Origin of the sequence: Niveispirillum sp., assembly GCF_017996735.1 — a bacterium.
Lineage (GTDB): Bacteria > Pseudomonadota > Alphaproteobacteria > Azospirillales > Azospirillaceae > Niveispirillum.
Genome location: NZ_JAGOGJ010000098.1, coordinates 1 through 24,822, shown reverse-complemented (window position 1 = coordinate 24,822; position 24,822 = coordinate 1). Strand labels below are relative to the sequence as shown.

Sequence of the window (24,822 nt, the reverse complement as noted above, 5' to 3'; positions counted from 1 at the left end):
CTTCCCCCGCCGCGCCCGCCGCCGGTCGCCGGGCAGACGGGCCGGCGCCCCCCCCGCCACGGTCAGCAGCAGATGCGCCATGTGTGCGGCATAGCCGTCGCCACCGAACCGGGCGGGGTCCAGCACGATCAGCAATTGCCCCAGGTCGGGCGGGCCGCCATCGCCATCAAAGAAGCCGCTGGCGTTCCAGCCGAAATTGCCCCCGACCAGGGCCGCACAGATGACCTCGATCATCAGGGCCAGGGCCGCCCCCTTGGCGCCGCCGATGGGCAGCAGCGATCCGGCCAGCGCCGCCCTGGCGTCGGTGGTCGGGTTTCCATCGGCGTCCAGGGCCCAGCCTTCGGGAATGGGCTTGCCCGCCTTTGATGCCGCCATGATCTTGCCGCGTGCCGCCACCGACAGGGCCATGTCGATGACCAGCGGCGCGCGGCCCGGCATCGGGGCGGCAAAGGCGATGGGGTTGGTGCCCATCAACGACCGCCGCCCGCCCGGCAGGGCCATGGCGGCCGGCGTGTTGGCGAAGGCGAAGGCCACCAGCCCCTGATCGGCCAACCGTTCGACATGCCGACCGGCCTGCCCGAAATGGTGGGAGTGGTGTATGGCGGCCGCCGCGACGCCGGTCCTCGCCACCAGTGGTAACAGCCGGTCGATGGCCAGATCGATGGCGGGATAGGCGAAACCATGGCCCGCATCGATGCGCACCCCGGCGTCGCCCGCCGCGACGGCGACCGGCACGGCATTGCCATCCACCTTTCCGACCCGCGCATGCAGCGTGTAGGAGGGGACGCGGGACAGGCCGTGCCCGGCCTGCCCATCCACCTCTGCTGCCACCAGCGCCTCGGCCGTGGCCGCCGCACTGGCCCGGGCGACGCCGGCCTTGACCAGCGCGCCCATGGCCAGACGCTTGGCCTCTTCCAGGCTGAGCGTGACCGTACTCATGCCGACCGGTACAGCTTGGTCATCACGAACTCCTTATGCCCCAGCGCTTCCGCCGCTGTCAGGCGACCGTTGGAGGTCCGGGCGATCATGTCGATCAGGGCGTCGCCCGCCTGATCAATGGTCATATCACGGCGCACGATGCCGGACACGTCCACGTCCACATGCTCGCTCATCAAGCGCACGGTGCGCGGGTTGCCGGTGATCTTGATGACGGGCATGATCGGGTTGCCGATGACATTGCCCTGGCCCGTGGGGAAGCAATGGACGACATAGCCGGCGGCGGCCTGCAAAGTGCAGCATTCGGCGGCGGCGGATGAGGTGTCCATGAAGTACAGGCCGGGACCCTTGGCCGGCGCTTCCGCCGGTTCCAGCACGTCGATATAGCTGGTCTTCTTGCCGATCTTTTCCAGGTTGCCCAGGGCCTTTTCCTCGATCGTCGTCAGGCCGCCGGCAATATTGCCCTTGGTCGGCTGGCTGTCGGACAGGTCGGAGGTCTTGTGCGCCTCGATGACGTCATCCTGATAGGATTGCCAGGTCTTCATGAATTTGGCGGCCACCTCCGGGCTGGCGGCGCGGGCGGCGGCCAGATGTTCGGCGCCCGTCAGCTCCGATGTTTCGCCGAAGCAGCCATACAGCCCCAGCTCCACCATCTTGTCATACATGTTGCCGACGGTAGGACAGGAGGCCAGACCCGTGGTCGTATCGCTTTCCCCGCACTTGGCCGCCACCCACACCTCTGACAGGGGGCATTCGGTGCGCACCAGTTCGGAGGCCCATTGTGAGAATTCCTTGGCCTTGCGGCTGGCGGCGGCGACGGTGGCGATATCGCCATTGCCCTCGATCCAGAAACCGGCGACCGGCTTGCCCGTGGCGGCGATGCCGTCGACCACCTTCTGGGTCCAGCCTTCCTCGATCCCGATCACGACGCAGGCCGCGACATTGGGATTGGCGCCGGTACCGATGATGGTGCGGAAATGCAGGTCCAGGTCGGCGCCGAACTGCAGGCGGCCATAGGAGTGGGGAAGGGCGATGGTGCCCTGGATATGGGCGGCCACGGCCTCGCACGCCGCGTTGGAAATATCGTCCAGCGGCAGAATGGCGACATGGTTGCGCACACCGACGCGGCCATTTTCGCGGCGATAGCCCCAGATCTTGAGATCAGCGTAATTCATGATCCGGGTTTCCTTACCAGCGCTTGGTTTTCAGATTGTGGGTATGGACATGGGCGCCCTTTTCGATGGGCTGCACCACCTTGCCGATATCCTCGCCATACTTGATGACGGTATCGCCGACCGCGAAGTCGCGCAGCGCCACCTTGTGCCCGATCTGCACGTCCTGTTTCACGGTCGCGCGGAACTCGCTGTTATCCTCGGTCACGACGCACAGCATGTCGGTGCCGGCTTTCAACCCCTCCACAACCACGACGCCGACATTGTCGCGCCGGTCATGGACCAGAAGATGTGGTGCGCCCACTTGGAGCCTCCCCTTGTTCGCTGGATGGTTCGTTTGGAAGTCTGAAGTCTTATATAAGACACATAAGCTCATAACGTTTGGCGCTTGGCAAGATGGGTTTTTGATGATTTTCAGGAATGGCGGTATTCCGCCGATTTTTGCGTTGACTTTACCCTGGAAAGCGTCCCTTCTGTCAGCGGTCTTATATAAGAGCTGGTGACATGACCAACCCGCCATCCGACCCGAAACGCCCCTTGCGCAGCGCCCGCTGGTTCGTGTCTCCCGACATGCGCGGCTTTGCGCACCGGCAGCGGACGCAGCAGATGGGATTGCGGCGGGAGGAGTTTATGGACCGCCCGGTGATCGCCATCGTGAACACCTGGAGCGAGATGAGCCCCTGCCACATCCATCTGCGTGATGTGGCGGACGCCGTGAAGCGCGGGGTGCTGCGGACCGGTGGCTATCCGGTGGAACTGCCGGCCTTGAGCGTGGGGGAGGTGATGGTGAAGCCCACCACCATGCTTTACCGCAACTTCCTGGCCATGGAGACGGAGGAGCTACTGCGCTCCCACCCTATTGACGGGGCGGTTCTGCTGGGCGGGTGCGACAAGTCCACACCGGGGCTTCTGATGGGGGCGATCAGTGCCGGGCTGCCCGCCATTTACTGCCCCGCCGGCCCCATGGCCAACGGGCAATGGCGCGGCACCAAGACCGGGGCGGGCACCCATACCAAGAAATACTGGGATGAATTGCGGGCCGGGACCATCACGCCCGCCGACTGGCTGGACCTGGAATCGCGGATGACGCGGTCCATCGGCACCTGCAACACCATGGGCACGGCGTCGACCATGACGGGCATCGCCGATGCCATGGGCATGACCCTGCCCGGCGCCTCCTCCATCCCCGCCGTGGATAGCGGCCATCGCCGCATGGCCTCGCTTTGCGGGGAACGGATTGTGGCGATGGTGGGGGAGGATCTGACGCCGCAGAAGATTCTGACCCGCGATGCCTTCATGAATGGGGTCGTCGCCTATATGGCGCTGGGCGGGTCCACCAATGCCGCCGTGCATATGATGGCCCTGGCGGGCCGGGCGGGGGTGCCCCTGTCGCTGGATGATCTCGCCGCCGCCGCGCGACGCATCCCCGTCTGCGCCAACCTGTTCCCGTCCGGCAATGCGCTGATGGAGGATTTTTTCTTTGCGGGCGGGATGCGGGCGCTGCTGTGGAAGCTGCGCGACCACCTGTCGCTGGACTGCCTGACGGTGACGGGCCGCACCCTGGGGCAGGAGATTGCGGAGGCGGAATGTTTTGATGATGACATCATCCGCGACGCATCGAACCCCGTGGTGCCGCTGGAACGCGGGGCGACCCTGGCGCTGCTGCGCGGCAATCTGTGCCCCGACGGGGCGGTGATGAAATCAAGCGCCGCCGATCCCCGCCTGCTGCGCCATACGGGCCGGGCCATCGTCTTCGACAGCAATGCGCAGATGCTGGCCGTCATTGACGATCCGGACCTGGATATCGATGCCGACAGCGTCATCATCCTGCGCAATGGCGGACCGGTGGGAGCACCCGGCATGCCGGAATGGGGTAACCTGCCCATCCCGAAAAAGCTGCTCGCCCAGGGTGTGCGCGACATGGTGCGCATTTCCGATGCGCGCATGTCGGGAACGCATTACGGTGCCTGTATCGTGCATGCAGCCCCGGAGGCGGCGGTGGGCGGGCCCCTGGCGCTGGTGCAGACGGGGGACCTGATCCGGCTGGACGCCGTGGCCGGCACGCTCGACATGCTGGTGGATGAAGGGGAACTGGCCCGCCGCCGCGCCGCCTGGACCCCGCCCGCCAATAGTTATGAACGGTCTTACGCGGCACTCTACAAGGCGCATGTGACGCAGGCGCCCGAAGGCTGCGACTTCGATTTCCTGGCCGGCACCGCCAAGGTGCCGGAGCCGCCGATCTATTGAGGAACCTGATGCACGAACCCCTGAACCCGCTGAAGCGGCAACTGGCCGACACCTCCCGGCTGCTGACGGGCACCTGGCTGATGTCGGGCGCGCCCAGCACGGCGGAGGCGATGGGCCATTGCGGCTTCGACTTCCTGGTCGTGGATATGGAGCATGTGCCCATCGAAATGCCGGACCTGGCCAACCTGCTGCGCGCCATCGAATGCACCCCGGCGCAGGCCATCGTGCGGCTGGCCTGGAATGATCAGGTGCTGGTGAAGCGCGTCATGGATGCCGGTGCCCGCACCGTGATGCTGCCCTTTGTGGAGAATGCGGAGGAGGCGCAGGCCGCCGTTTCCTACACCCGCTATCCGCCCGATGGGGTGCGCGGGGTGGCGGCGGTGCATCGCGGGTCACGCTATGGACGGGTGCCGGACTATCTGAAGCGCGCCAATGACGAGGTGGCGGTCATCGTGCAATTGGAAACGCCGGGGGCCGTCTCACGGGTGGTGGAAATCGCGGCCATGCCCGGTGTCGATGCCCTGTTCCTGGGGCCGGGCGACCTGTCCGCCGCCATGGGCCTGATCGGGCAGGTGGGGCATGAGACGGTGCAGGCCAGGATCGCGGAGGCGGCAAGCCTGGCTAGGCAGGCGGGCAAGCCCATCGGCATTGTCGGGCCGAACCCGGAGATGGTGGGGCGCTTTATCGGATATGGCTACAGCTTCGCCGCCGTGGCGTCCGACATCGCCATGATGACGGGCCGCGCCGTGGAATGGCAGGCGGCGCTGCGCGGACAGGCGCCGGCGGTGCCGGTCGTCACGGGGCCGTACTGAGCATGGAAAGGGTCATCACCCTCTCGGCGGGTTCGATGCGGGCGGCGGTGGCGCCCGGCATCGGGGGGGCGTTGCTGTCCCTGGCGCGGGACGGGACTGATATCATGCGTCCGACACCGGCCGATGCCGTGAGTGAGGGGCAGGTGCGGCGGACGGCCTGCTATCCCATGCTGCCCTATGCCAACCGCATTGCCGATGGCCGTTTCCTGTTCGCGGGGCGCTGGCACCAGATCCGGCGCAACACGCCGGACATCGCCCATCCGCTGCACGGGCTGGGCTGGCAGCGCGGCTGGGATGTGGAGGAACAGGGCGACACCCATCTCCGCCTGCGCCTGTCGCACCAGCCGGCGGCGGTGGGAGAGGGCGACTGGCCCTATGCCTTCACGGCACGCATGGCGTATCGGCTGGACGGGAGCGGTCTGGAAATCGGTCTGGACCTGACCAATGACAGTCCCGGCATGGCGCCGGCGGGCATGGGGTTGCATCCGTTCTTCCGGCGTGGGGCCGGCACGATGCTGCGCTTTTCGGCCCTGTCCTCCTGGTCCAGCGGCCGGGACGGCTTGCCGGAAAGGGTCATCATGCCGCCCGACCCGGATTTTCGCCATGGTCGGTTGCTGGATGACAGTGTCGTGGATGGGGATTTCCCCGGCTGGGCCGGCATTGCCCATATGACGGGCACGGTCCCCGGCCTGCTGGTCAGCCTGCGCGCCGACCGGATTTTCGGTACCCTGCGTGTCTATACCCCCGCCGGACGCGATTTTTTTGCGGTGGAACCCGTGACCCATGGCGCCAATGCCCTGAACCAGCCGGAATTGCCACCCATGGCCATCCTGGCCCCCGGCGACAGCCTGTCCGGCACCGTGCGTATCAATGTGGAGCCTTTGGCATGAGTGAGTTCACCCCGGTCCTGCCGCTGCGTACCCGGTTGGGCGAATGCCCGGTATGGAACGCGGCGACGGCGACCTTGTCCTTCATCGATATTCCGGGCAAGCAACTGCACCGTTACCGCCCGGATGCCGGAACCCTGTCCAGCCGGGACCTGCCCGAAAATCCGGGATGCGTGGTGCCGCTGGCCGGTGGTGGCTATGTCGCGGGATTGCGCACGGGCATCTATCGGCTGGATGCGGATGGGCGGGTAGGGCCGATGCTGGCCGCCAACCCGACCAATCCCGCCGATACCCGCTTCAATGATGGCCGGGTCGATCCGGCGGGGCATCTGGTCATCGGTACCATTGACGAGCCGAAATCCGGCGCGCGGGGCGGTCTGTACCGGCTGGAGAAGGGGGGATTGCGCCTGCTGTTCGGGGGGCTTTTGACCTCCAACGGTCTGGCCTTTTCCCCCGATGGTCGCACGCTCTATCATGCTGATACGCCGCGTTTTGCCATCCATGCCTATGATTACGATCCGGAAAGCGGTCAGGTGGCCAACAGGCGGCTGTTCGCTCAGCTTGATCCCGATGCGCCGGACCGGGGCCGTCCCGACGGGGCGGCGGTGGACGCCGACGGCTGTTACTGGACCGCCCTTTATGCCGGCGGGCGGGTGCAGCGTTATGATCCAGACGGGCGGTTGATGGCGGAATACCCCACGCCGGCCCGCTGCCCCACCATGCCGTGTTTCGGCGGGACCGACCGCAGGACGCTGTATGTCACCAGCGTCGCCGCCGGCTTTGACGGGCCGATGGATGGCGCCCTGTTCGCCATGCCGGTGGATGTGCCCGGCCTGCCCGACATGCCTTGCGATCCGGAGAGCCTGCCATGAATGTGCGGTATCACAGCCTGGAGGGCCGTTCGGTCCTGATCACCGGTGGTGCGTCCGGTATCGGCGGGGCCATGGTGGAAGCGTTTGCCGCCCAGGGTGCCCGCGTCAGCTTCATCGATATCGACGAGGCGGCGGGGGCTTCCATGGCGGCACGCACCGGTGCCCGTTTTGTGCCCTGCGATATCACTGATATCGCCGCCCTGCGTGCCGTCATCGCCGATATCGAACAGGAAAGCGGCGGCATCGACACCCTGATCAACAATGCCGGCAAGGATGACCGGCAGGTGGTGGGGGAGGTGGAACCCGAAAGCTGGCGCCGCATGCTGGCGCTGAACCTGGATCACCAGTTCTTCGCCAGCCAGGCCGTCGCCCCTGCCATGATGGCACGCGGGCAGGGTTCCATCATCATGCTGGGCAGCATCTCCTGGATGCGCGGGCGGCCGGGCATGGTCAGCTACACCACGTCCAAGGCCGCCATCAATGGCCTGACCCGCACGCTGGCCCGTGAATATGGACCGGGGGGCGTGCGGGTGAACTGTATCGTGCCGGGCGCCATCCTGACCGACCGTCAGGCGACCCTGTGGCTGACCCCGGAACTGAACCAGCAATTCATCGACCTGCAGGCCCTGAAATTCCGCCTGACGGCGGATCATGTGGCCCGGATGGCCCTGTTCCTGGCGTCGGACGAAAGTGCCGGCTGTACCGGCGCTAATTTCGTCGTCGATGCTGGCCTGACGCAGAACTGAGACGCAGCGTCAGAAGGCGCAACCGCGCTGCAGGCCCAGTTTGCGGAAGATGATGGCGGCGGGGCAGAAGCCGGTAATGCCGGCCTGCAGCATGTTCAGCCCGACGAACAGGGTCAGCAGCAGCCAGGTCAGGCTGGCAAACCAGGCCAGACCGACGCTGACCAGGATCATGATGCCGGCGAATGACAGGACGGCTTTGTCGACGTTCATTTTTATCTCCGTTCGCGATGTTTTCAGGAAAGGTGAGAGCGGGTCCAGCCGGCGATCTGTTCGGCGGACATCAGGCCGGATTGGCGGGCGACAGGTTTGCCGTCGCGGAACAGGACCAGGGTCGGGATGCTTTGCACCTGCAGGCGGGCCGACCATTCCGGTTCCGTGTCCACATTCAGTTTCAGCAGGCGGACAGCGGGTTCCAGAAGCGTGGTTGCGCGGGCGAATTGCGGGCCCATCTGCCGGCACGGGCCGCACCAGGGCGCCCAGAGGTCCAGCAGGACGGGCAGGTCACCCTTGCCCAGATGCTTGTCCAGTGCCGCCGCCGTGACGCTCTGCGGCTGACCGCCGAACAAAGGCTTGTGGCAGGCGCCGCAATTGGCGCCGTCGGCGGGCCGGCTTGCCGGCATCCGGTTGATGGCCAGACAGGACGGGCAGACCAGATGCCGATGGGCGATGCTGTCCATAACGCCTCCTTCACCATTTGTGATGTTCAGCTTGTCCGTCAGGAAATATCATATCTACGAAAATACGAATATACGATTAATGGCAAGATGCCGTCATGATGCGGGGCATGGCTCCAGCCGTTGACGGGGTCATGCCACTCCATTACCTTCATATATCTGAATATAACAAACTCCATAGGATGATCCCATGATCAAGGAACTGTCGCCCGCCGAGGTCCACAACCTGCTGACCGCGCATGGCATCCTGCTGGTCGATGTGCGCGAGCCGCAGGAATTTGCCGCCGCCCGCATCCATGGCGCCCTGCTGTTCCCGTTGTCCAGTTTCGATCCGGCGGCCCTGCCGGCGGGTGGGGATGTGCGGATCGTGTTCCATTGCGGGTCGGGCAAGCGGTCTGCCATGGCCATCGCCCGCTGTCAGCAGGCGGGCCTGAACCATAGCGAGCATATGGCGGGTGGCATCCAGGCCTGGATGGCCCACCGCCTGCCCACGGTCACGCTGGACCCGACCAGCGGCGGCGTGATCGACCGGCGGTAGCCAGAGAAGGGGGAGGGAAAAATGCGCGCACGCCTGCTGTCATCCTTGCTGCTATCCACCCTTCTGGCCGGGCCGGTTCTGGCCGCCGGGGAGGAATTCACCGTCGCGGTGCAGAGCCTGCCGGACCAGAAGTCTGTGTTCGCGACGGTGGAAAGCGTGAACAAGGTGCCGGCGCGCGTGCGTACCGGCGGCACCATCACCGGCCTGTCGGTGAAGGAAGGCGACGCCGTGACGGCGGGGCAGGTGATCGCCACCATCGGCGACCAGAAGCTGGCCCTGCAGCAGGGGGGATTGGACGCGCAGATCGCTGCCGCCCGTGCCCAGATGGATCAGGCGCAGGCGGACCTGAAGCGCGCCGAGGAGCTGTCCAGGAACGGCTTTGTCACCAGGCAGCGGCTGGACGAATTGCGCACCGCCGCCAATGTCGCCGCCAATAATCTGAAGGCGCGCACCGCCGAACGGGCCGTGGTCGGTCAGCAGATGAATGAGGGGCAGGTCCTGGCCCCCACCAGCGGCCGCGTGCTGAGCGTGCCGGTCACGCCGGGTACGGTGGTGATGGCGGGGGAGGCGGTGGCCATGATTGCCGAACGCGACTATGTCCTGCGCCTGTCCGTCCCCGAACGCCATGCGTCCAGCCTGAAAAGCGGCGATCCCGTCCGGCTGGATGGGGAGGATATGGCGCCGGGGGCGGCGGACGGGACCGGGGCCATCACCCTGGTCTATCCCCAGATCAGCGATGGACGTGTGCAGGCCGACGCCCGCGTGGCAGGCCTGGGTGATTATTATGTGGGCCAGCGGGTGCGCGTGCTTGTGCCGGCCGGCGCCCGGCCGACCATTGTGGTGCCCGCCTCCTACCTGACCAGCCGTTTCGGCCTGGATTATGCGCAACTGCGCGGGGCCGATGGCAAAACCCTGCAGGTGCCGGTGCAGCGCGGGCAGAACCGCCCGTTGCCCGGTCTGGCGGACGGGGTGGAAATCCTGTCCGGTCTTTCCAATGGCGACATCATGGTGCGGCCATGACGCTGGGCATTTCCGGCCTGCTGACGCGGGCGACCATCCGTTCCCCGCTGACGCCTTTGTTCCTGATGGCCTCGCTCATCGCCGGGTTGATCGCGCTGGCCATCATCCCGCGTGAGGAGGAGCCGCAGATCAGCGTGCCCATGGTCGATATCATGGTATCGGCCGACGGGTTGAAGGCCCCGGACGCGGCCGAACTGGTGACCAAGCCGCTGGAAGCCATCGTCAAGGGCATCAATGGCGTCGACCATGTCTATAGCCAGACGGAGGATGACCGCGTCATGGTGACGGCGCGGTTCAAGGTGGGCACCAACGAGGATGACGCCATCGTCCGGGTGCATGCCAAGATCCGCGCGCATCTGTCGGAAATCCCCGTCGGCATTCCCGAACCTGCCATCATCGGGCGCGGCATCAATGATGTCGCCATCGTCACCCTGACCCTGTCGGCGGAACCCGGCATGGAAGACCGCTGGCACGACCGCGACCTTGGCACGCTGGCGGAAAAGCTGCGGACAGAATTGATCAAGGTGCCCGATATCGGCGCCACCTTCCTGGCAGGACGGGTGACGGAACAGGTGCGGGTCGAACCCGATCCGGAAAAGCTGGCGCTCTATGGCATCACGCTGGAACAGTTGACGGCCAAGATCGCGGGGGCGAACCGGTCCTTTGTCGCGGGACGGCTGCTGGACGGGGGCCAAAGCCTGACGGTGGCGGCGGGACAGACCCTGTCGGGGGTGCCCGATATCGGGCTGCTGCTGCTGACCAGCCGCGACAACCGTCCCGTCTATGTCCGCGATGTCGCCAAGATCGTGCTGGACAGCGCGCCCGTGGATCAGGCGGCCTGGACCATGGTGAAGGACGACAAGGGGGCGTGGATGCGCAGCCCCGCCGTCACGGTGGCGCTGGCCAAACGCGCGGGGGCCAATGCCGTGGTTGTAGCCGATGCCATCCTGGAGCGAGTGGAAAGCCTGCGCGGCCGCCTGATCCCCGATGGCGTGCGGGTGGAGGTGACGCGCAATTACGGGGAAACCGCATCGGAAAAGGCCGATGAGCTGCTGTTCCATCTGGGTCTGGCAACCCTGTCCATCGTCGCCCTGATCTGGTTTGCAATCGGGCGGCGGGAGGCGCTGGTGACGCTGGTGGTCATTCCCGTGACCATCCTGATGACCCTGTTTGCCGCGCATCTGATGGGCTACACCATCAACCGTGTCAGCCTGTTCGCCCTGATCTTCGCCATCGGCATCCTGGTCGATGATGCCATTGTGGTGGTGGAGAATATCGCCCGGCATTGGGCCATGCAGGATGGACGCGACCGGCTGACCGGCGCCGTGGAGGCGGTGGCGGAGGTGGGCAACCCCACCATCGTCGCCACGCTGACGGTGATCGCGGCGCTGCTGCCCATGCTGTTCGTGTCGGGCATGATGGGGCCGTACATGGCGCCCATCCCGGTCAATGCCTCGGCCGCCATGCTGTTCAGCTTCTTTGCCGCTATGGTGCTGGCGCCCTGGCTGATGCTGAAACTGACGGGCAAGGGCGGGGATGCGGGGGCTGGGCATCAGGGTGCGCATGATGGCGGGGCGATGGGAAGGCTGTATCGCCGGGTGGCGGTGCCCATCCTGTCCTCGCGCCGCAATGCCGGTCGGTTCCTGGCGATTGTCGGGGTGGCGACGGTGGCGTCGCTGGGGTTGTTCGCGACCAAGAGCGTGACGGTCAAGCTGCTGCCCTTCGATAATAAATCCGAACTGTCGGTGCAGGTGAACCTGCCGCGCGGGGCGACGTTGCAGGATACGGAACGGCTGCTGTTCCAGGCGGCGGAGATCGCGGCCGGGCTGCCGGAGCTGCGGTCGGCGCAGATTTATGCGGGTACGGCGGCCCCGTTCAATTTCAACGGTCTGGTTCGGCACAGCTTCCTGCGCAACAGCCCCGACCTGGGCGAGCTGCAGATCAATCTGGCGCCCAAGGGGGAGCGCGCCCGCGCCAGCCATGATATCGCGCTGGATTTGCGGGCCAAGCTTCTGACCGGTTTGAAACTGCCGGAGGGCACCAGCCTGAAGGTGGTGGAGGTGCCGCCCGGCCCGCCGGTGATGGCGACCTTGCTGGCCGAGATCTACGGCCCCGATGCGGCCACACGCCGGGCGGTGGCGGCGGAGGTACGCACGCTGTTCGCCACCATCCCCTTCATCACCGACATCGATGACAGTTATGGCACGACGCAGCCGCGCCTGCGGATTTCCATTGATCAGGAACGGCTGGAATATTTCGGGGTGGAGCAGGCGGCAGTCTATGACGCGCTGCGGTCCATACTGGGGACGAACCCCGTCGGATATTCCCACCGGGGAGAGGAACGCTATCCCGTCGATATCTCCATCGCCCTGCCCAGGCAAGACCGCGCCTGGACCGCGCGTCTGGCCAGCACGCCGGTGCCGGCCAACGCCATCCCCGGATCGAACCGGGTGGTGGAACTGGGCGAACTGGTCCGCGTGACGCGGGAGGAAGGATCGCCTGTGCTGTTCCGCCGTGACGGCTATTTCACCGACATGGTGACGGCGGAACTGGCGGGCCGGTATGAGGCGCCGGTCTATGGCATGGGCGCCGTGGCCGATGCCATCGAGGCACATGATTGGGGCCGCTTGCCCAAGCCGGTGGTAAGGCTGGCCGGACAGCCGGCGGATGAAAGCCATCCGACCCTGCTGTGGGATGGGGAATGGGAGGTCACCTGGGTCACGTTCCGCGACATGGGGGGGGCGTTCGGGGTGGCGATCCTGGCCATCTATGTGCTGGTGGTGGCGCAATTCCGCAGTTTCAAACTACCGCTGGTCATCCTGACGCCCATTCCACTGACCCTGCTGGGCATCATGCTGGGCCATTGGATCATGGGGGCGGCCTTCACCGCCACGTCGATGATCGGCTTCATCGCGCTGGCCGGCATCATCGTGCGCAATTCCATCCTGCTGGTGGATTTCATCCGCCATGGCAGGGGGCGTGGGATGAGCCTGCGTGAGGTGCTGCTGGAGGCCGGTGCCGTGCGGTTCAAGCCCATCCTGCTGACGGCTTTGTCGGCCATGATCGGGGCGGCCACCATCCTGACTGACCCGATCTTTCAGGGTCTGGCGGTATCGCTGCTGTTCGGGCTGGCATCGTCCACCTTGCTGACGGTGCTGGTCATCCCGGCCATCTATGTTGTGTTGCGGGATGCGGACGCGGTTGCCTGATTGACGGCCAAAGCGTTCCCTTTTATCTCAGGGGGATGAATATGGAAGACATGCAGGCCAACGCCGACCGCGCGGTTGAATTGCTGAAGTCGCTGGGCAACCGCAGCCGGCTGATGATCCTGTGCCAGTTGTTGCAGGGCGAACGGTCGGTGGGCGATCTGGCCCAGCGCATCGGCATGCGCGATACCGCCGTGTCGCAGCAACTGGCCCTGTTGCGCAAGGATGGTCTGGTCCGGGCCCGCCGCGATGCCCAGACCATCTATTACGCGCTGGCCAGCGTCGAGGCGGAGCGGGTGATCCTGACGCTTTACGACATTTACTGCGCCGATCCGGACGGTCACGACTGCGCGTGAGCGGCGGTCAGGCCCAACTGCCACGGGGCCGGCGTCCCCACCGCTTCATCCGCGGCCTGCCGGCCCATCCAGGCGGCCGCATGGCGTATATGGTCGCGGATATGCGGGAATGAGGGCGTCCAGCCCAGATGGTCACGCGCGGCCGATGCGTCGGCGACCAGGATGGCCGGGTCACCGGGCCGGCGGCCCTGTTCCACCACCCGGATGGGGCGGCCGGTGACCATCATGGCCGTGCGGATGATGTCACGCACCGAAAAACCCTGACCATTGCCCAGGTTCAAGGCCATGTTCCCGCCGCCATCCAGCAGCCGGGACAGGGCCAGCACATGGGCGGCGGCCAGATCGCAGACATGGACATAATCGCGGATGCAGGTTCCATCCGGCGTCGGATAATCCGTACCAAAGATGCGGATGTCGGGCCGCAGGCCGAAGGCGGCCCGCAGGACCAGCGGGATCAGGTGGGTTTCCGGGTCATGGTTCTCCCCCAACTCCCCATCCGGATCGGCACCGGACGCATTGAAATAGCGCAAGGCCGTGAAGTGCAGGCCATTGGCGGCGGCCAGATCGCCCAGGATGGTTTCCGCCATCAGCTTGCTTTGACCATAGGGGTTGACGGGGGAGAGCGGGTTGCTTTCGCGGATGGGCGCACCGCCGCTATCGCCATAGACGGCGGCGGTGGAGGACAGGATCAGCACATCCACCCCCGCCCGCGCCATCGCCTCCGTCAGCGCCAGGGTGCCGGCAACATTGTTGCGATAGAAGCGGCCGGGGAATTTCACCGACTCCCCCGCCTCGATCAGGGCGGCGAAATGCAGGACCGCGACGGGTTTATAGCGGTCAAACACGCTGTTCAGGAAGCCGGCATCCTCCAGCGATCCGGTTTCCAGCGGGCCCCAGCGTACGGCATCGGCCCGCCCGTTGGACAGATTGTCGACGGCAACGGGCAGAAAACCGGCCCGTGACAGCGCCTTGCAGGTGTGGCTGCCGATGAAGCCGGCGCCGCCGGTGACGATGACATGCTGTGCGGACATGGAACTCTCCCTTCATGAGGACCGGTTCTCCGGCCCCGACAGCATGACACCGCAGTGCAGCACATCGGCAATGTAGCTTCGCACCTGCCACAGCTTGGTCACAAGCCCCGCCACCCCCACGGGTGTTGTGATGGTGCCATGAGTGACACCACCCTCCATGCCGGTTTCGGCCATCCCCGCGCCAATGCTCCCGTCCCCATGACGGGGGCGGGGAATGTTGACGTGCCTGGATTGGTTCGGGTCTTCGTCTGCTGCGCCGCACTCTATCTGGTCCTCTACGCGCTGGAAGCGCCGGTCCGGTACGGCCTGTATCTGGCGGGCAAGGACAATCTGATCCTGCTGCGCGACGGATTGATGGCGGGGCCGCTGCTGCTGCTGTGTGCGGCGCAGGCCGCGCAGCTTCGCCTGCACCCGGCCTTTGCGGCCTTCGGGCTTGCCATCGGTTTCCACGGCCTGGTGCTGATGGGCACCATCGGCAGCGTCATGGGCGTGGCCTATGGCGTGAAGATCCTGCTGAACCTGCTGTTCGGCTTCCTTGTGGCCGGAATCCTGCTGGGGGAGCGGCCGGGCATGCGCCGGCTGTTCTGGCTGCTCTGGTGCCTGATCATGGTCGGCATCCTGCTGGACAAGGCAGGCATGGCCTTTCCCTGGACCGGCATGCGGACCATGGTCGGCGACCTGAATGTCGACGTGTCCAAGGATTGGCAGATCAGCGATCCGTTCGCGCGACGGGTCGCGGGCTTCACGCGCAGTTCCATTGCCGTTGCCGCCATTCTGCCCTGCCTCGCCATCGTTCTGATGTCGCACATGCGCAGCCCCCTGGCGCGGCTGGCGCTGGCGGTGCCGTCGATGGCGGGCGTGTTCCTGACCACGCAGAAGGGGTCACTGATCGCCTTCGTGCCGGTGGCCCTGCTGCTGTGCCTGCCGTCGCTGATCCGGCTGACCTGGCTGCGGCTCTGTTTCCTGGGGTTCCTGCTGCTGGCGGCGGGGTTGCCGCTGTTCACCCATGGGCTGCACCTGGACCATGGGGACGGGGTGTTCAGCATGGAATCCCTCTATCTGCGCATCGCCTACACCTGGCCCGACGCCTGGGACTGGATCGCGCGCAACCAGATGCTGGTGTTCGGCGTGGGGCTGGGCGGCATCGGCGGGCCTCAGCGCCTGTACGCCTCCAGCGCCTTCAACCCCGCCGACAATATCGCCGTGCTGCTGTTCGCCTGGTTCGGCCTGTTCGCGGTGCTTTACGCGGCGCTGACGGTGCATCTGGCCCTGCGCCCCGTCACCGGCGACCGGAACAGGGCAGAGGCGGCGGTGGCCATCCTGGCCTTTGCCGCCGGCTATGGCGTCGTCCTGTCCGTGATCGAGGATCAGGCCGCCTGCCTGTTCCTGGGAGCCGCCATCGGCACCTTGTGGCGGGAGACCTCTCCCGCCTCCCCATCCGCGCCCAAACCCATGGAGACATCCGATGAGAGGGAATTTACAGACTGCCCGCCGCCAGGACGTCGTCACCCTGGACCCGTCCGGCTTTGATGGTGCCTGTGCGGCGCTGATCGGGCAGGTGATGTGGGATTTCCGACCCGATGCCCTGATCGGTATCCGCACCGGCGGCCTTCATGTGGCGGAGGCCATGGCCAGGGCATCGGGCCTGTCCATGCCCGTCCTGCCGCTGACCTGCCGCCGGGCCAGCACGGCGGTGAAGGAGAAATCCGGTGCCTTCAAGGCGCTGGTGTCGCAATTGCCGCGCCCGCTGGTGGACCGGCTGCGCGTCTGGGAACATGCCATGCTGACGCGGGGCAGCCGGGCGGAACCGACCGAGCCCTACCGCTTCGACCCGGACGAACTGTCCCATCTGGATGATTGGCTGTCGCGGGCGGGGCAGGGTGTCTCGCTGCTGGTGGTGGATGACGCCATCGATACCGGGGCTACCCTTTCGCAGGTGATGGATGTGGTGCGCAAACTGGCGCCGGAACAGGCCGACATCCGGTCCGCCGTGATCACCGTGACCACACGCCAGCCGCGTATCTCCCCCGGGTACAGCCTGTATGATCAGCAACTTTGCCGTTTCCCCTGGTCCTTCGATGCATAGCGTCGTGATCCTGGACCTGGACGGCACCGTCCTGGATGTGAACAGCTTCCGGCATTGGGTGGTCCATATGGTGCGGGCCCGTTACCCGCATCTGGGACCCGGCCGGCGGCTGGGCCTGGCCTTGCGCGCCGGCGGGGCGCTCGCGGCGCGCAAGGCCGGCTTTATCGACCATGAACGGTTGAAACGCAGCCTGCAGGCCCTGTGGAAACAGGCGACGGAAGGTGATGGCGGCCGATCGGCCCAGACGCTGAACCGCCGCCTGTTCCATCATGTCCGCCCGGAATTCACCCGTCTTCTGTCGGCCGTGGCCGAGGGGCGGGTCGATGCCGTGCTGGCCACGGCGGCCGTGGATGAATATGCGCGCGGCCTGGGCCGCATGCTGGGCGTGCGCCACGTTCTGGCCACGGGTCCCGACCGCGCGCCGCACATGCCCAGCAATGTCGGCCCGCACAAGCGCGACGCCGTCCTGAATTTCCTGGACCGCCAAGGCTGGCTGGACCGTCCGCGCGTGCTGTTCACCGACCATGAGGATGACCTGCCACTGATCGAGGTCTGCGGCACCGTCCACTGGTTCGGGACGGAACGGTCTTTGGGGGGCCTCGCCGGGCGGTTCCCGGACACGGTGCTGCATCGGGGACTTTCATCGGCGCCACGGCCGTTCCTTCACCTTCCCATCGGCTGAGGCCGACGCCCACCCCTCACCCACGTTCGTGGGCGAGGGGTGGAATGAAGGGTTTCGTAACACTTCGCCCTCGCCCGCAAGCGGGAGATCGACAAGACAGGAGATAGGCATGCTGATCAACATGTTCGATACAGCCATGGAAAGCGACAATCTGGGTGACCAGTTCATCATGGATGCGGTCTGGCAGGAGGTGGGCGACCTGATGCCCGATGCCAGATTCATCCGCACCCCCACCCACCGCCGCGCCACGCTGGCCGAATTGCAGGCCGGGCGGAAGGCGGACCTGTCCATCGTCGGCGGCACCAACATCCTGAAGGCGCACATGCTGGTGCGCGGCAACTGGAAGATCACCCCGCTGGATTATCTGTGCTGGCGCAATGTGGTGCTGATGGGGGTGGGCTGGCAGCAATATGGGCGGGGCGGGGCGGACGCGGCAACGCGGCTGTTCTTCCGCCGGGTCCTGTCGCGCACCGGCCTGCATTCCGTGCGCGACATGCACACGTTCGACAATCTGCGCGACCATGTGCCCAATCTGGTCTATACGGCCTGCCCCACCATGTGGCGGCTGGATGAGGCGCATTGCCAGACCATTCCGGTGCGCACCGCGCAATCCGTCGTCTTCGCCGTCACCTATTACCGGCCGGCGCCGGAGCAGGACCGGGCGCTGTTCGACCTGCTGAAGCGGCATTACCGCACCGTCTATGTCTGGCCGCAGCAGGAAGAGGATCTGCCCTATCTGGCCCAGATCGGGGCATCGGGCTTTGTTCCCATCGCGCCGGACGTGGCGGCCTATGACCGGTTGCTGGCGCAGGAGGATGTGGATTTTGTCGGCGCCCGCCTGCATGGCGGCATCCGCGCGTTGCAGCATCGCCGCCGCGCCCTGGTGATCCCCGTCGACAACCGCGCTACGGAGATCAGCGCCACCACCGGCCTGCCCGTGGCGTCGCGCATGGAGATCGACGCCATCGACCAGTGGATCCAGCATGCCCGTCCGTTGGCACTGAACCTGCCCTGGGACGGGATCGATCGCTGGAAAAGCCAGTTCCGTCAGGCCAGCGCATCGCGCGCCACCGCCGCCCGGTAAATCTTCAGAAGATCAACGATATGCCGGTCCCCGGACCGGCTGTCGGCCCAGAATGCGTGGTAGGCGGCGGTCCCGGCCGCCTGTACCCGCGCATCGTCCAGGATCAGGTCGAGGCATCGGGCCAGATCATCCGCGTCACCGCTGCGAAAGCACCAGCCGGTGACGCCATCTTCCACCCGCTCCGCCGCCGCCGTGATGTCGCTGACAATGGCCGGCACGCCGCGCGCCGCCGCCTCCGACACCGTCAGGCCGAACGTCTCGTACCACAGGCTGGGGAAGACCAGACAGCGAGCGCGCGACAGGTAGGACTGGATGTCGGCACGGTCCAGCCAGCCGGTCACGCGCATCCCCGGTATCGCCTCGATTTCCGCCCTCAGCGGGCCGTCACCGACAAAGGTGACGGGCAGGCCCATGGTTGCGGCCACGCGGGCCAGCAGGCACACGCCCTTTTCTTCATCCAGACGGCCCAGATAAAGGATCATGTCGTTCAGCGCCACGGGGGCCGGCACGGACTGGGGGGCCTCCACCGGGTTGGGCAGGCGGTGGATACGGGCCTGACGCGGCAGATAGGGGGACAGGATCGACACCGACCGTTCCGACAGCGCGATATAATGCGCGACGGAGGCCGGGAACCGCCCCAGCACCCGCTGGATCACGCCGCGCGCCACCCGGAACAGCTTGTGCGCATGCCGGCGCTTGTCGCAGCGGGTGGTGATGCAGTCGCGCGACAGGGCACGGCGCGCGCAGGGCTGCGCCGTCTGATAATTGAAAAACGCCCCGTTGGGGCAGGCGGGGAAGAAGTCGTGCAAGGTGCAGATCACCGGCACGCCCAGCCGTTCCGCCGCCCGGACCGGGGCGGTGGTCAGCGCCTTGGTGTAACCGTGCAGATGCACGATCGTGTGGGCAGGCGACAGTTTTTCCAGGATGGCGGACACGCGCCGCGCCGCCTTGCCGTTCCACAGGCCCTGCATCACGGTGGCAGGATGGCGGCCCGCATCCAGCAATTCACGCTGGCCCAGGCAATGCACCTCCACCGGGGCGTCGCGCAACGCGTCGCAGACGGGGCCGACGGCACCGACAAAGATCACCTTCACGCCGCTGCTGGACAGGCGCACGGCCTCATCAATGGCGACTTTGCTGGCCCCGCCCTGGACATGGCAATAATCGTTCAGCATGACCACGGTCAGTTCGCCCGGCCCGTCGGGCGGGGTGGGGGAGGAGGACCGTGCGCGACGGATCAGGCGGCGGCCCAGGGCGATGCCCGGCGCCTCCACCCAGCGTTCCACCGCCAGCGCCAGCAGCAGGACCAGCGCGACAGTGACGGCCAGCCCATCCAGACCGGGTTCATAGATGCCGAACAGCAGCGAGAGCTGAATAATGGGCGCGTGCAGCAGATAGACACCGTAGGAGATGTCGGATTTCATCTTCACCCGCGGCGTCAGCAGCGACAGCGCCACAACCAGCGCCGCCACCAGCAACGGGTACAGCACGGGCGGACGCGTGGTCAGCAGCGCGGTGACCACCGCCGCCAGCGCCACGGCCAGCCCCAGACCCACCCACCGGTTTTCCAGCCGCAAAAGATGGCGGTAGCGATAGGCCGCAACACCCAGTACGAAGAACTGCAACTGCCCCGGCAATTGCTTGGCCAGCGTGTGATGACCCGCCAGTTCCATGCCCTGCCGATAGGCCACGGATGCCAGGAAGATGCCGACCAGCACAACCACCCCGTAACGCATGAACAGCCGCCAGATGAAGGGCAGCAGGAGATAGAAGGCGAATTCGATCTTCAGGGTCCAGAGGCTGGCATTCAGGCTGGATTCATAGAGACCGGACAGGGGCGCGCTGCCCACATCATATTGCAGGAAATTGGCAAAGGCGGCATTGACCAGCAGATAGGTGCCCATGGAGCCCAGATTGGCCGTGATCCCCCCTTCGGCCAGGCTGCCCAGGATCAGGGTCTGGGCGACGACCACCACGATGTAAAGCGGGTAGATGCGGAAGAAGCGCTTGATGAAGAAACGCTTCAGGTCCGGGTCGCGGTCAAAGCTGTTGGCCACCAGATAGCCGCTGACCACAAAGAAACATTCCACCGCCAGGGCCGCGTAATTGAACGGAAAGGCGGGGGAGCCGATTCCGATAAACAGCTTGTAATGGCCCAGCACCACCAGCAGGGCCAGACCCAGCCGCAGCGGCGTGAAATTATTATCCGCGAACTTGTCATCCGCCTGCATCATCTGGGCTCCCGCCGGTCAGGAAAGAGGAAGTGATCACGGCCCCATTACTTCGATGCGCCTGCGAAGGGCGCAGTGATGGGCGGACAATCTTCCACGCTCAATATTAACGGGCGGGTTTGGAATGCAGGTTGTGACCTTGCTGTGACCCGCTGGTTTACCGGGTACGTTGTGGATTTTTCAATGTTATGCGTGGGGTTGGGTTTTGCCCTCACCCTCCCATTGGCTGACGCCAACGGGCCCCTCCCTCTCCCACCTTCGTGGGCGAGGGCTGAAACCAGGCGGCTTGCCCACCTTCGGCCCCTCGCCCGCCTTGCGGGAGAGGGAGGGGCCCGCCCGTGCCAGCGGGTGGGAGGGTGAGGGAACGGCGTATTTCAGGCTGAAACCGATGGGGACAGAATGACCCAGGAAAGTGCCGTATCGGGATTGATCGCACCGCGCGGCATGGTGGGCCGTCTGCGTAACGGGCTGGCCGCGCGGCCGTTCCTGCGCAATGTGGCCATCATGATGTCCGGCGCCGCCGGCGGGCAGGCCATTTCCATCCTGCTCTCGCCGCTGCTGACCCGGCTTTATTCACCACAGCAGTTCGGCATCCTGTCCGTCTATCTGGCGGCGCTGACCATGGGCACGGTCATCGCCTCGCTGCGCTATGAGCTGGCATTGCCGCTGACGCGGCGGCGGGCCGATGCCGTCAATCTGGCGGCGGTCTGTCTGTGCGTGCTGCTGCTGACGACGTTTGCCATCGGGCTGGCGGTTTTTGCCGTGCCGGCGGCGACGGTGCAGGCATTGTGGCCAGTACCGATGGAGGCGGCGGAACTGGATCTCTATCGCTGGCTGGTGATCCTGGGTTATGCGGGGCTGGGCGGGTACTATGTCGCCCTGCAACTGGCCACCCGGTCGGGGGATTTCCCTGCCATCGCGCGGACCAGACTGGCCCAGGGGCTGGTGGGACCAGGCAGCCAGATCGGGCTGGCCCTGCTGGGCGCCGGCACGCCGGGCCTGCTGGCCGGGTCGGCGCTGGGACAGTCGGCCGGTACCCTGGGCCTGTTCGCGGCCGCCGCGCGGCGCATCCGGGGATGGTGGCGGCTTCTGTCCTGGCGGCAGATGCGGGTTCTGGCCCGCCGCTATATCCGTTTTCCGCTGATCAGCAGTTGGGCCGCCCTGATCGATGCGGCCGGCAGCAGCCAGTTGCTGTATCTGCTGGTCTCACTTGCCTATTCCCCGCATATCGCGGGTTTCATATTTCTGGTGGAACGGGTGGTGTCGCGGCCGCTGGCCATTGTCGGCACCTCCATCCTGCAGGTCTATATCGGGGAGGCGGGCAAGATTGCGGCCAGCGACCCCGCGCGCCTGCGCCGCCGCTTCGGGCAGGTGGTGTCACGGCAGTTCCTGCTGGCGCTGGTCTGGGTGCTGGCCGCCAATATCGTGGGCCACCTGACCTTTGCCGCCCTGTTCGGCGCCGTCTGGCAGGAAGGCGTGGTCTATCTGCATGCGATGAGCCTGGGTTATCTGGCCCAGGCGGTGGTGCAGCCGGTGTTCCATACCTTGCAGATCCTGGAGAAACAGGCCCTGGCGGCGGGGTGGCAGATCGGTCGGCTGTGCCTGACGGTGGCCGTCTTCGCCGGCGGTGTGGCGCTGGGCCTGCCGGCCCCCTGGGTCATCGCGGGCTATGGCGCGGCGCAGGCGCTCTGCTGCCTGTTGCTGCTGGTGCTGATGGCGCGGGCTATCGGCCATCAAGGGAAAGGGAATTGAGATGCGACGGATCGGTCTGCTGTTCCTGACGGTGACGATGCTGACGGGACCGGCCCTGGCGGCCCCCTTCTGCGTGAAGGTGACGGGATTGCCCGACCAGTGCCTGTATGTCGATCCCGCCTCCTGTCAGCGCGAAGCGAACCGGGCGGGGGGACGCTGTACCACCAATGCGCGGGAGATGCCGGCGCCGGTGGCGGCCTTGCCTTACTGCCTGGCGCAGCCGGGCAACGTCATGTCCTGTGTCTATCCCGCCTTCGCGGATTGTGACCTGGATGCCAGACGGCGGGGCGGCACCTGTGTCGCGTCGCAATCGCCAAAGGGTCCCGCCCCAGTGCAACGTCCGGGACAGGACCCGTTCGCGGTCACGCGGCCATAGAGCGTATTTCCGGTGAACCGCAAACACGCTCTTGCTTTGCATTAGCCTCAATCGCCGGCGCTGCATCCGCAGCTTGGCTACGCCGCACGTGCGGCGCGGCGGCCGTCGCCGCCGGAGCTGTTTGCGGTTCACCGCAAACAGCTCTAATGGATCAGGGCGTGTCGCGCAGGGTGGGGATGAAGCGGCCATAGCCGCGAAGCGGGAAACCGGTCACCGGCACCGCTCCCTTGGGATCGCCGGGATCGCGACCGACATAGACCTGATACCGGCTGCCGGTGCGCAGGGATTCCTCCACCAGACTGGCCGACAGCCAAGCGCCGCTATTGATGAAGCTGGGCACGCTGGCCGGCGCCCCGTCACGCACCACATAGACCAGACCGCCAAAGATATCGGTCTTGGCGCCGTCGCGGTTGTCCAGCACGGTACAGACCCCCTCCGTCTTCAGGCCCAGGATGGAGAGCGGGCTGCCGCGATTGATGATGCGAGTGGTGGTGCCTTCGCTGTTGAACTGGCGGGCGAAGACGGGTTGCGGCCCCGTCAGGCGCAGCAGGCCGCAGCACATATTGTCCAAAAAGGCCCGTCCACCACTGGCCCGCCGGTCCAGCATGGTGGTGCCGGCGGTGACGATGTCACGCATGACGATGTCGCGCGGCCCCGACAGTTCGATCCCCACCTGTTCCCCCAGGCCGGTATTGTCAAAGGCCAGCCGTTCGACAAACAGGGGCGGGCCAGCGCTGGCCGCGCGGAACATGCCGGTGCTGCGGGCAAAGGTGGGGCGCCGGTTCAGGATGCGGATGGTGGAATTCATGCCGACGATCCGCTGCAGACTGGCCGGGATCTCCACACTGTCGCTCAGCGAATAGGTGCCGCTGGGCAGATAGACGACGGCCGCACCCGAGGCAAAGGCCTGACGCAGCGCGTCTGTCGCATTCTGTGCCGGGTCGCCGGTGGCGCCATAGCGGGCGACATTGACCCATTGGGCGGAAGGGATGGCCGGCCTGGGCGGGGCATCCTGCATCGGCATGTGCCAGTCGGCGGCGGGCAGGGATTGCCAGCCATTGCGGCCCTGCATCACGCCGCTGCGCGCCTGCCCGGCCAGCGACAGGTCGCGGACCGTCACGAACCCGTCATTGCGGACCAGGACCATCAGGTTGGACACGGGCGCCGATCCGCCATCCAGTGCCAGATAGGCCTTTTCACCGCTGTTCAGGATGACGGGCGCCGGGCCGTCAATATGCAGATCGCGGATGGTCAGGGCGTTCTGGGTGTTGGCGATGGCGGCGTCGGTCTGGTTACGCAGGCGGATATGGTCGAAGGTCAGGCCATATTCGGTCTGCGCCGTCATGATGCCTGTGGCGAAACCGTCGATGGTCAGATGCTGTACCAGGGTGGGGCCCGGCCATTTACGGGTCATGGACAGGCCGATGGCCCCGCTGCCGGCGCCAGCGCGCAGGGTGACATGGCGGATGGCGCCGCTGTTATTGCCCAGGAAATCGATGGCGACGGCACCGGGATTGCGGGCGCCGACATCGATGGTCATGTTTTCCACGAAATTCATATAGGCGTCGTTGCCTTCGCCCTGGCCCAGATAATCCTTGCCGCCATCACCGGGGGCACCGCGCAGCAGCTTTGATGTCGTGAAGATCACGGCTCGCGGCTGTTGCGGATTGTCATAGCCGGCGGCGCCATCGGCCAGTTTCAGGATGGTGCCGGTTTCAGACTGCCCGATCAGGACAAAGCCCGACCCGAACCTTCCATCGGCATAGCGTTTCACCAGCGGGGCGGAAAGGCGGTAGGTGCCGTCGGGGACAAAGACCACGCGGTCCTGCCAGAAGGTGGTGCCGGTATCCCCACCGCTGGCGGCCAAGGCCGCCAGGAAGGCGGCCGTGTCATCCGACTGCCCGTCGCCGCGCGCCCCGAAATCACGCACATTCAGGGCACCGCTGTCGGCGGGATAGGTTTCCGCGTGGGCCGCGACGGGCAGCATCAGGATCAGCAGGGCCAGCAGGCCGCTATGCCGCCACCCGGCCAGCACCCGCCTTGCCCGCCAGGGCCAAATAATGGGTCTCATATGCATCGATCATGCGCTCCAGGCTGAAGCGTTGGGCCAGGGC

The 24,822-nt window shown here is 66.1% G+C and carries 23 protein-coding genes; 15 read left to right on the top strand and 8 right to left on the bottom strand.

Annotated elements, in window-relative coordinates; all coding sequences use genetic code 11:
* From KBA48_RS23820 to KBA48_RS23810, 3 genes are all read right to left on the bottom strand, one after another.
* On the bottom strand, positions 1–939 hold a 939-nt coding region (locus tag KBA48_RS23820), incomplete at its 3' end, for an Ldh family oxidoreductase (protein WP_292911089.1).
* Positions 936–2,111 (bottom strand): UxaA family hydrolase, encoded by a 1,176-nt coding sequence (locus KBA48_RS23815; protein WP_292911087.1) that lies wholly within the window; start codon positions 2,109–2,111, stop codon positions 936–938. The genes KBA48_RS23815 and KBA48_RS23820, both read right to left, overlap by 4 nt.
* A gap of 13 nt (positions 2,112–2,124) precedes the next feature.
* Positions 2,125–2,412, bottom strand: a complete 288-nt coding sequence (locus tag KBA48_RS23810) for a UxaA family hydrolase (protein ID WP_292911085.1) — start codon at positions 2,410–2,412, stop codon at positions 2,125–2,127.
* 200 nt (positions 2,413–2,612) lie between these two features.
* Between KBA48_RS23810 and araD the strand changes: the two genes are divergently transcribed.
* From araD to KBA48_RS23785, 5 genes are read left to right on the top strand one after another with little or no spacing between them, the layout of a single operon-like run.
* A complete protein-coding gene (gene araD / locus KBA48_RS23805; protein ID WP_292911083.1) occupies positions 2,613–4,355 on the top strand; it encodes an L-arabinonate dehydratase in 1,743 nt (580 codons plus the stop codon).
* An 8-nt stretch (positions 4,356–4,363) separates the two neighbouring features.
* Positions 4,364–5,167, top strand: coding sequence for an aldolase/citrate lyase family protein (locus tag KBA48_RS23800; RefSeq protein WP_292911081.1), 804 nt, complete (start codon positions 4,364–4,366; stop codon positions 5,165–5,167).
* A 2-nt stretch (positions 5,168–5,169) separates the two neighbouring features.
* Positions 5,170–6,057, top strand: coding sequence for an aldose 1-epimerase (locus tag KBA48_RS23795; protein WP_292911079.1), 888 nt, complete (start codon positions 5,170–5,172; stop codon positions 6,055–6,057).
* Positions 6,054–6,926: an SMP-30/gluconolactonase/LRE family protein gene (locus tag KBA48_RS23790; protein ID WP_292911077.1), complete on the top strand. Its 873-nt coding sequence runs from the start codon at positions 6,054–6,056 to the stop codon at positions 6,924–6,926. The genes KBA48_RS23795 and KBA48_RS23790 overlap by 4 nt, the downstream gene beginning before the upstream one ends.
* Positions 6,923–7,672 carry an SDR family NAD(P)-dependent oxidoreductase gene (locus tag KBA48_RS23785; RefSeq protein WP_292911075.1) on the top strand — a complete coding sequence of 250 codons (750 nt, stop codon included), beginning with the start codon at positions 6,923–6,925 and terminating at the stop codon, positions 7,670–7,672. Before KBA48_RS23790 ends, KBA48_RS23785 begins: the two co-directional genes overlap by 4 nt.
* A gap of 9 nt (positions 7,673–7,681) precedes the next feature.
* Here the strand turns inward: KBA48_RS23785 and KBA48_RS23780 are convergent, their stop codons facing one another.
* Together KBA48_RS23780 and trxC are read right to left on the bottom strand one after the other, a co-directional pair.
* Positions 7,682–7,882: a DUF2892 domain-containing protein gene (locus tag KBA48_RS23780; RefSeq protein WP_292911073.1), complete on the bottom strand. Its 201-nt coding sequence runs from the start codon at positions 7,880–7,882 to the stop codon at positions 7,682–7,684.
* Between the two features lie 23 nt (positions 7,883–7,905).
* Complete coding sequence (trxC, locus tag KBA48_RS23775; protein ID WP_292911071.1) at positions 7,906–8,349, bottom strand: thioredoxin TrxC; 444 nt, start codon at positions 8,347–8,349, stop codon at positions 7,906–7,908.
* A 187-nt stretch (positions 8,350–8,536) separates the two neighbouring features.
* On the opposite strand from trxC, the gene KBA48_RS23770 reads away from it, so the two are divergent.
* Genes KBA48_RS23770 through KBA48_RS23755 form a run of 4 tightly spaced genes read left to right on the top strand, consistent with a single transcriptional unit; the run spans position 8,537 to position 13,466 of the window.
* Positions 8,537–8,884, top strand: coding sequence for a rhodanese-like domain-containing protein (locus tag KBA48_RS23770; RefSeq protein WP_292911069.1), 348 nt, complete (start codon positions 8,537–8,539; stop codon positions 8,882–8,884).
* 21 nt (positions 8,885–8,905) lie between these two features.
* On the top strand, positions 8,906–9,904 hold the full coding sequence (locus tag KBA48_RS23765; RefSeq protein WP_292911067.1) for an efflux RND transporter periplasmic adaptor subunit: 999 nt from the start codon (positions 8,906–8,908) through the stop codon (positions 9,902–9,904).
* Positions 9,901–13,113: an efflux RND transporter permease subunit gene (locus tag KBA48_RS23760; protein ID WP_292911065.1), complete on the top strand. Its 3,213-nt coding sequence runs from the start codon at positions 9,901–9,903 to the stop codon at positions 13,111–13,113. Before KBA48_RS23765 ends, KBA48_RS23760 begins: the two co-directional genes overlap by 4 nt.
* Positions 13,114–13,154: 41 nt before the next feature.
* The gene (locus KBA48_RS23755) at positions 13,155–13,466 is read left to right on the top strand and encodes an ArsR/SmtB family transcription factor (protein WP_367273867.1); all 312 of its coding nucleotides are present in this window, start codon (positions 13,155–13,157) and stop codon (positions 13,464–13,466) included.
* On the opposite strand, the gene galE is transcribed toward KBA48_RS23755, so the two are convergent.
* On the bottom strand, positions 13,451–14,497 hold the full coding sequence (gene galE / locus KBA48_RS23750; RefSeq protein ID WP_292911061.1) for a UDP-glucose 4-epimerase GalE: 1,047 nt from the start codon (positions 14,495–14,497) through the stop codon (positions 13,451–13,453). The genes KBA48_RS23755 and galE overlap by 16 nt on opposite strands.
* 138 nt (positions 14,498–14,635) lie before the next feature.
* Here galE and KBA48_RS23745 point away from each other — a divergent pair, with 138 nt between their 5' ends.
* The 4 genes from KBA48_RS23745 (at position 14,636) to KBA48_RS23730 (ending at position 18,349) form a co-directional block, all read left to right on the top strand.
* Positions 14,636–16,027, top strand: coding sequence for a hypothetical protein (locus KBA48_RS23745; RefSeq protein WP_292911059.1), 1,392 nt, complete (start codon positions 14,636–14,638; stop codon positions 16,025–16,027).
* The gene (locus KBA48_RS23740; RefSeq protein ID WP_292911057.1) at positions 15,963–16,583 is read left to right on the top strand and encodes a phosphoribosyltransferase family protein; all 621 of its coding nucleotides are present in this window, start codon (positions 15,963–15,965) and stop codon (positions 16,581–16,583) included. Before KBA48_RS23745 ends, KBA48_RS23740 begins: the two co-directional genes overlap by 65 nt.
* Complete coding sequence (locus KBA48_RS23735; protein WP_292911055.1) at positions 16,576–17,265, top strand: HAD family hydrolase; 690 nt, start codon at positions 16,576–16,578, stop codon at positions 17,263–17,265. Before KBA48_RS23740 ends, KBA48_RS23735 begins: the two co-directional genes overlap by 8 nt.
* Before the next feature lie 109 nt (positions 17,266–17,374).
* Positions 17,375–18,349 carry a polysaccharide pyruvyl transferase family protein gene (locus KBA48_RS23730; protein WP_292911053.1) on the top strand — a complete coding sequence of 325 codons (975 nt, stop codon included), beginning with the start codon at positions 17,375–17,377 and terminating at the stop codon, positions 18,347–18,349.
* Here the strand turns inward: KBA48_RS23730 and KBA48_RS23725 are convergent.
* Positions 18,313–20,583, bottom strand: a complete 2,271-nt coding sequence (locus KBA48_RS23725; protein ID WP_292911051.1) for an acyltransferase family protein — start codon at positions 20,581–20,583, stop codon at positions 18,313–18,315. The two genes, KBA48_RS23730 and KBA48_RS23725, sit on opposite strands and share 37 nt — an antisense overlap.
* 396 nt (positions 20,584–20,979) lie before the next feature.
* On the opposite strand from KBA48_RS23725, the gene KBA48_RS23720 reads away from it, so the two are divergent.
* Positions 20,980–22,332, top strand: a complete 1,353-nt coding sequence (locus KBA48_RS23720; protein WP_292911049.1) for a lipopolysaccharide biosynthesis protein — start codon at positions 20,980–20,982, stop codon at positions 22,330–22,332.
* Between the two features lies 1 nt (position 22,333).
* Positions 22,334–22,708 (top strand): hypothetical protein, encoded by a 375-nt coding sequence (locus KBA48_RS23715; RefSeq protein WP_292911047.1) that lies wholly within the window; start codon positions 22,334–22,336, stop codon positions 22,706–22,708.
* Between the two features lie 151 nt (positions 22,709–22,859).
* On the opposite strand, the gene KBA48_RS23710 is transcribed toward KBA48_RS23715, so the two are convergent.
* On the bottom strand, positions 22,860–24,743 hold the full coding sequence (locus KBA48_RS23710; protein WP_292911045.1) for a glycosyl hydrolase family 28-related protein: 1,884 nt from the start codon (positions 24,741–24,743) through the stop codon (positions 22,860–22,862).
* Positions 24,744–24,822: the final 79 nt, after the last annotated feature.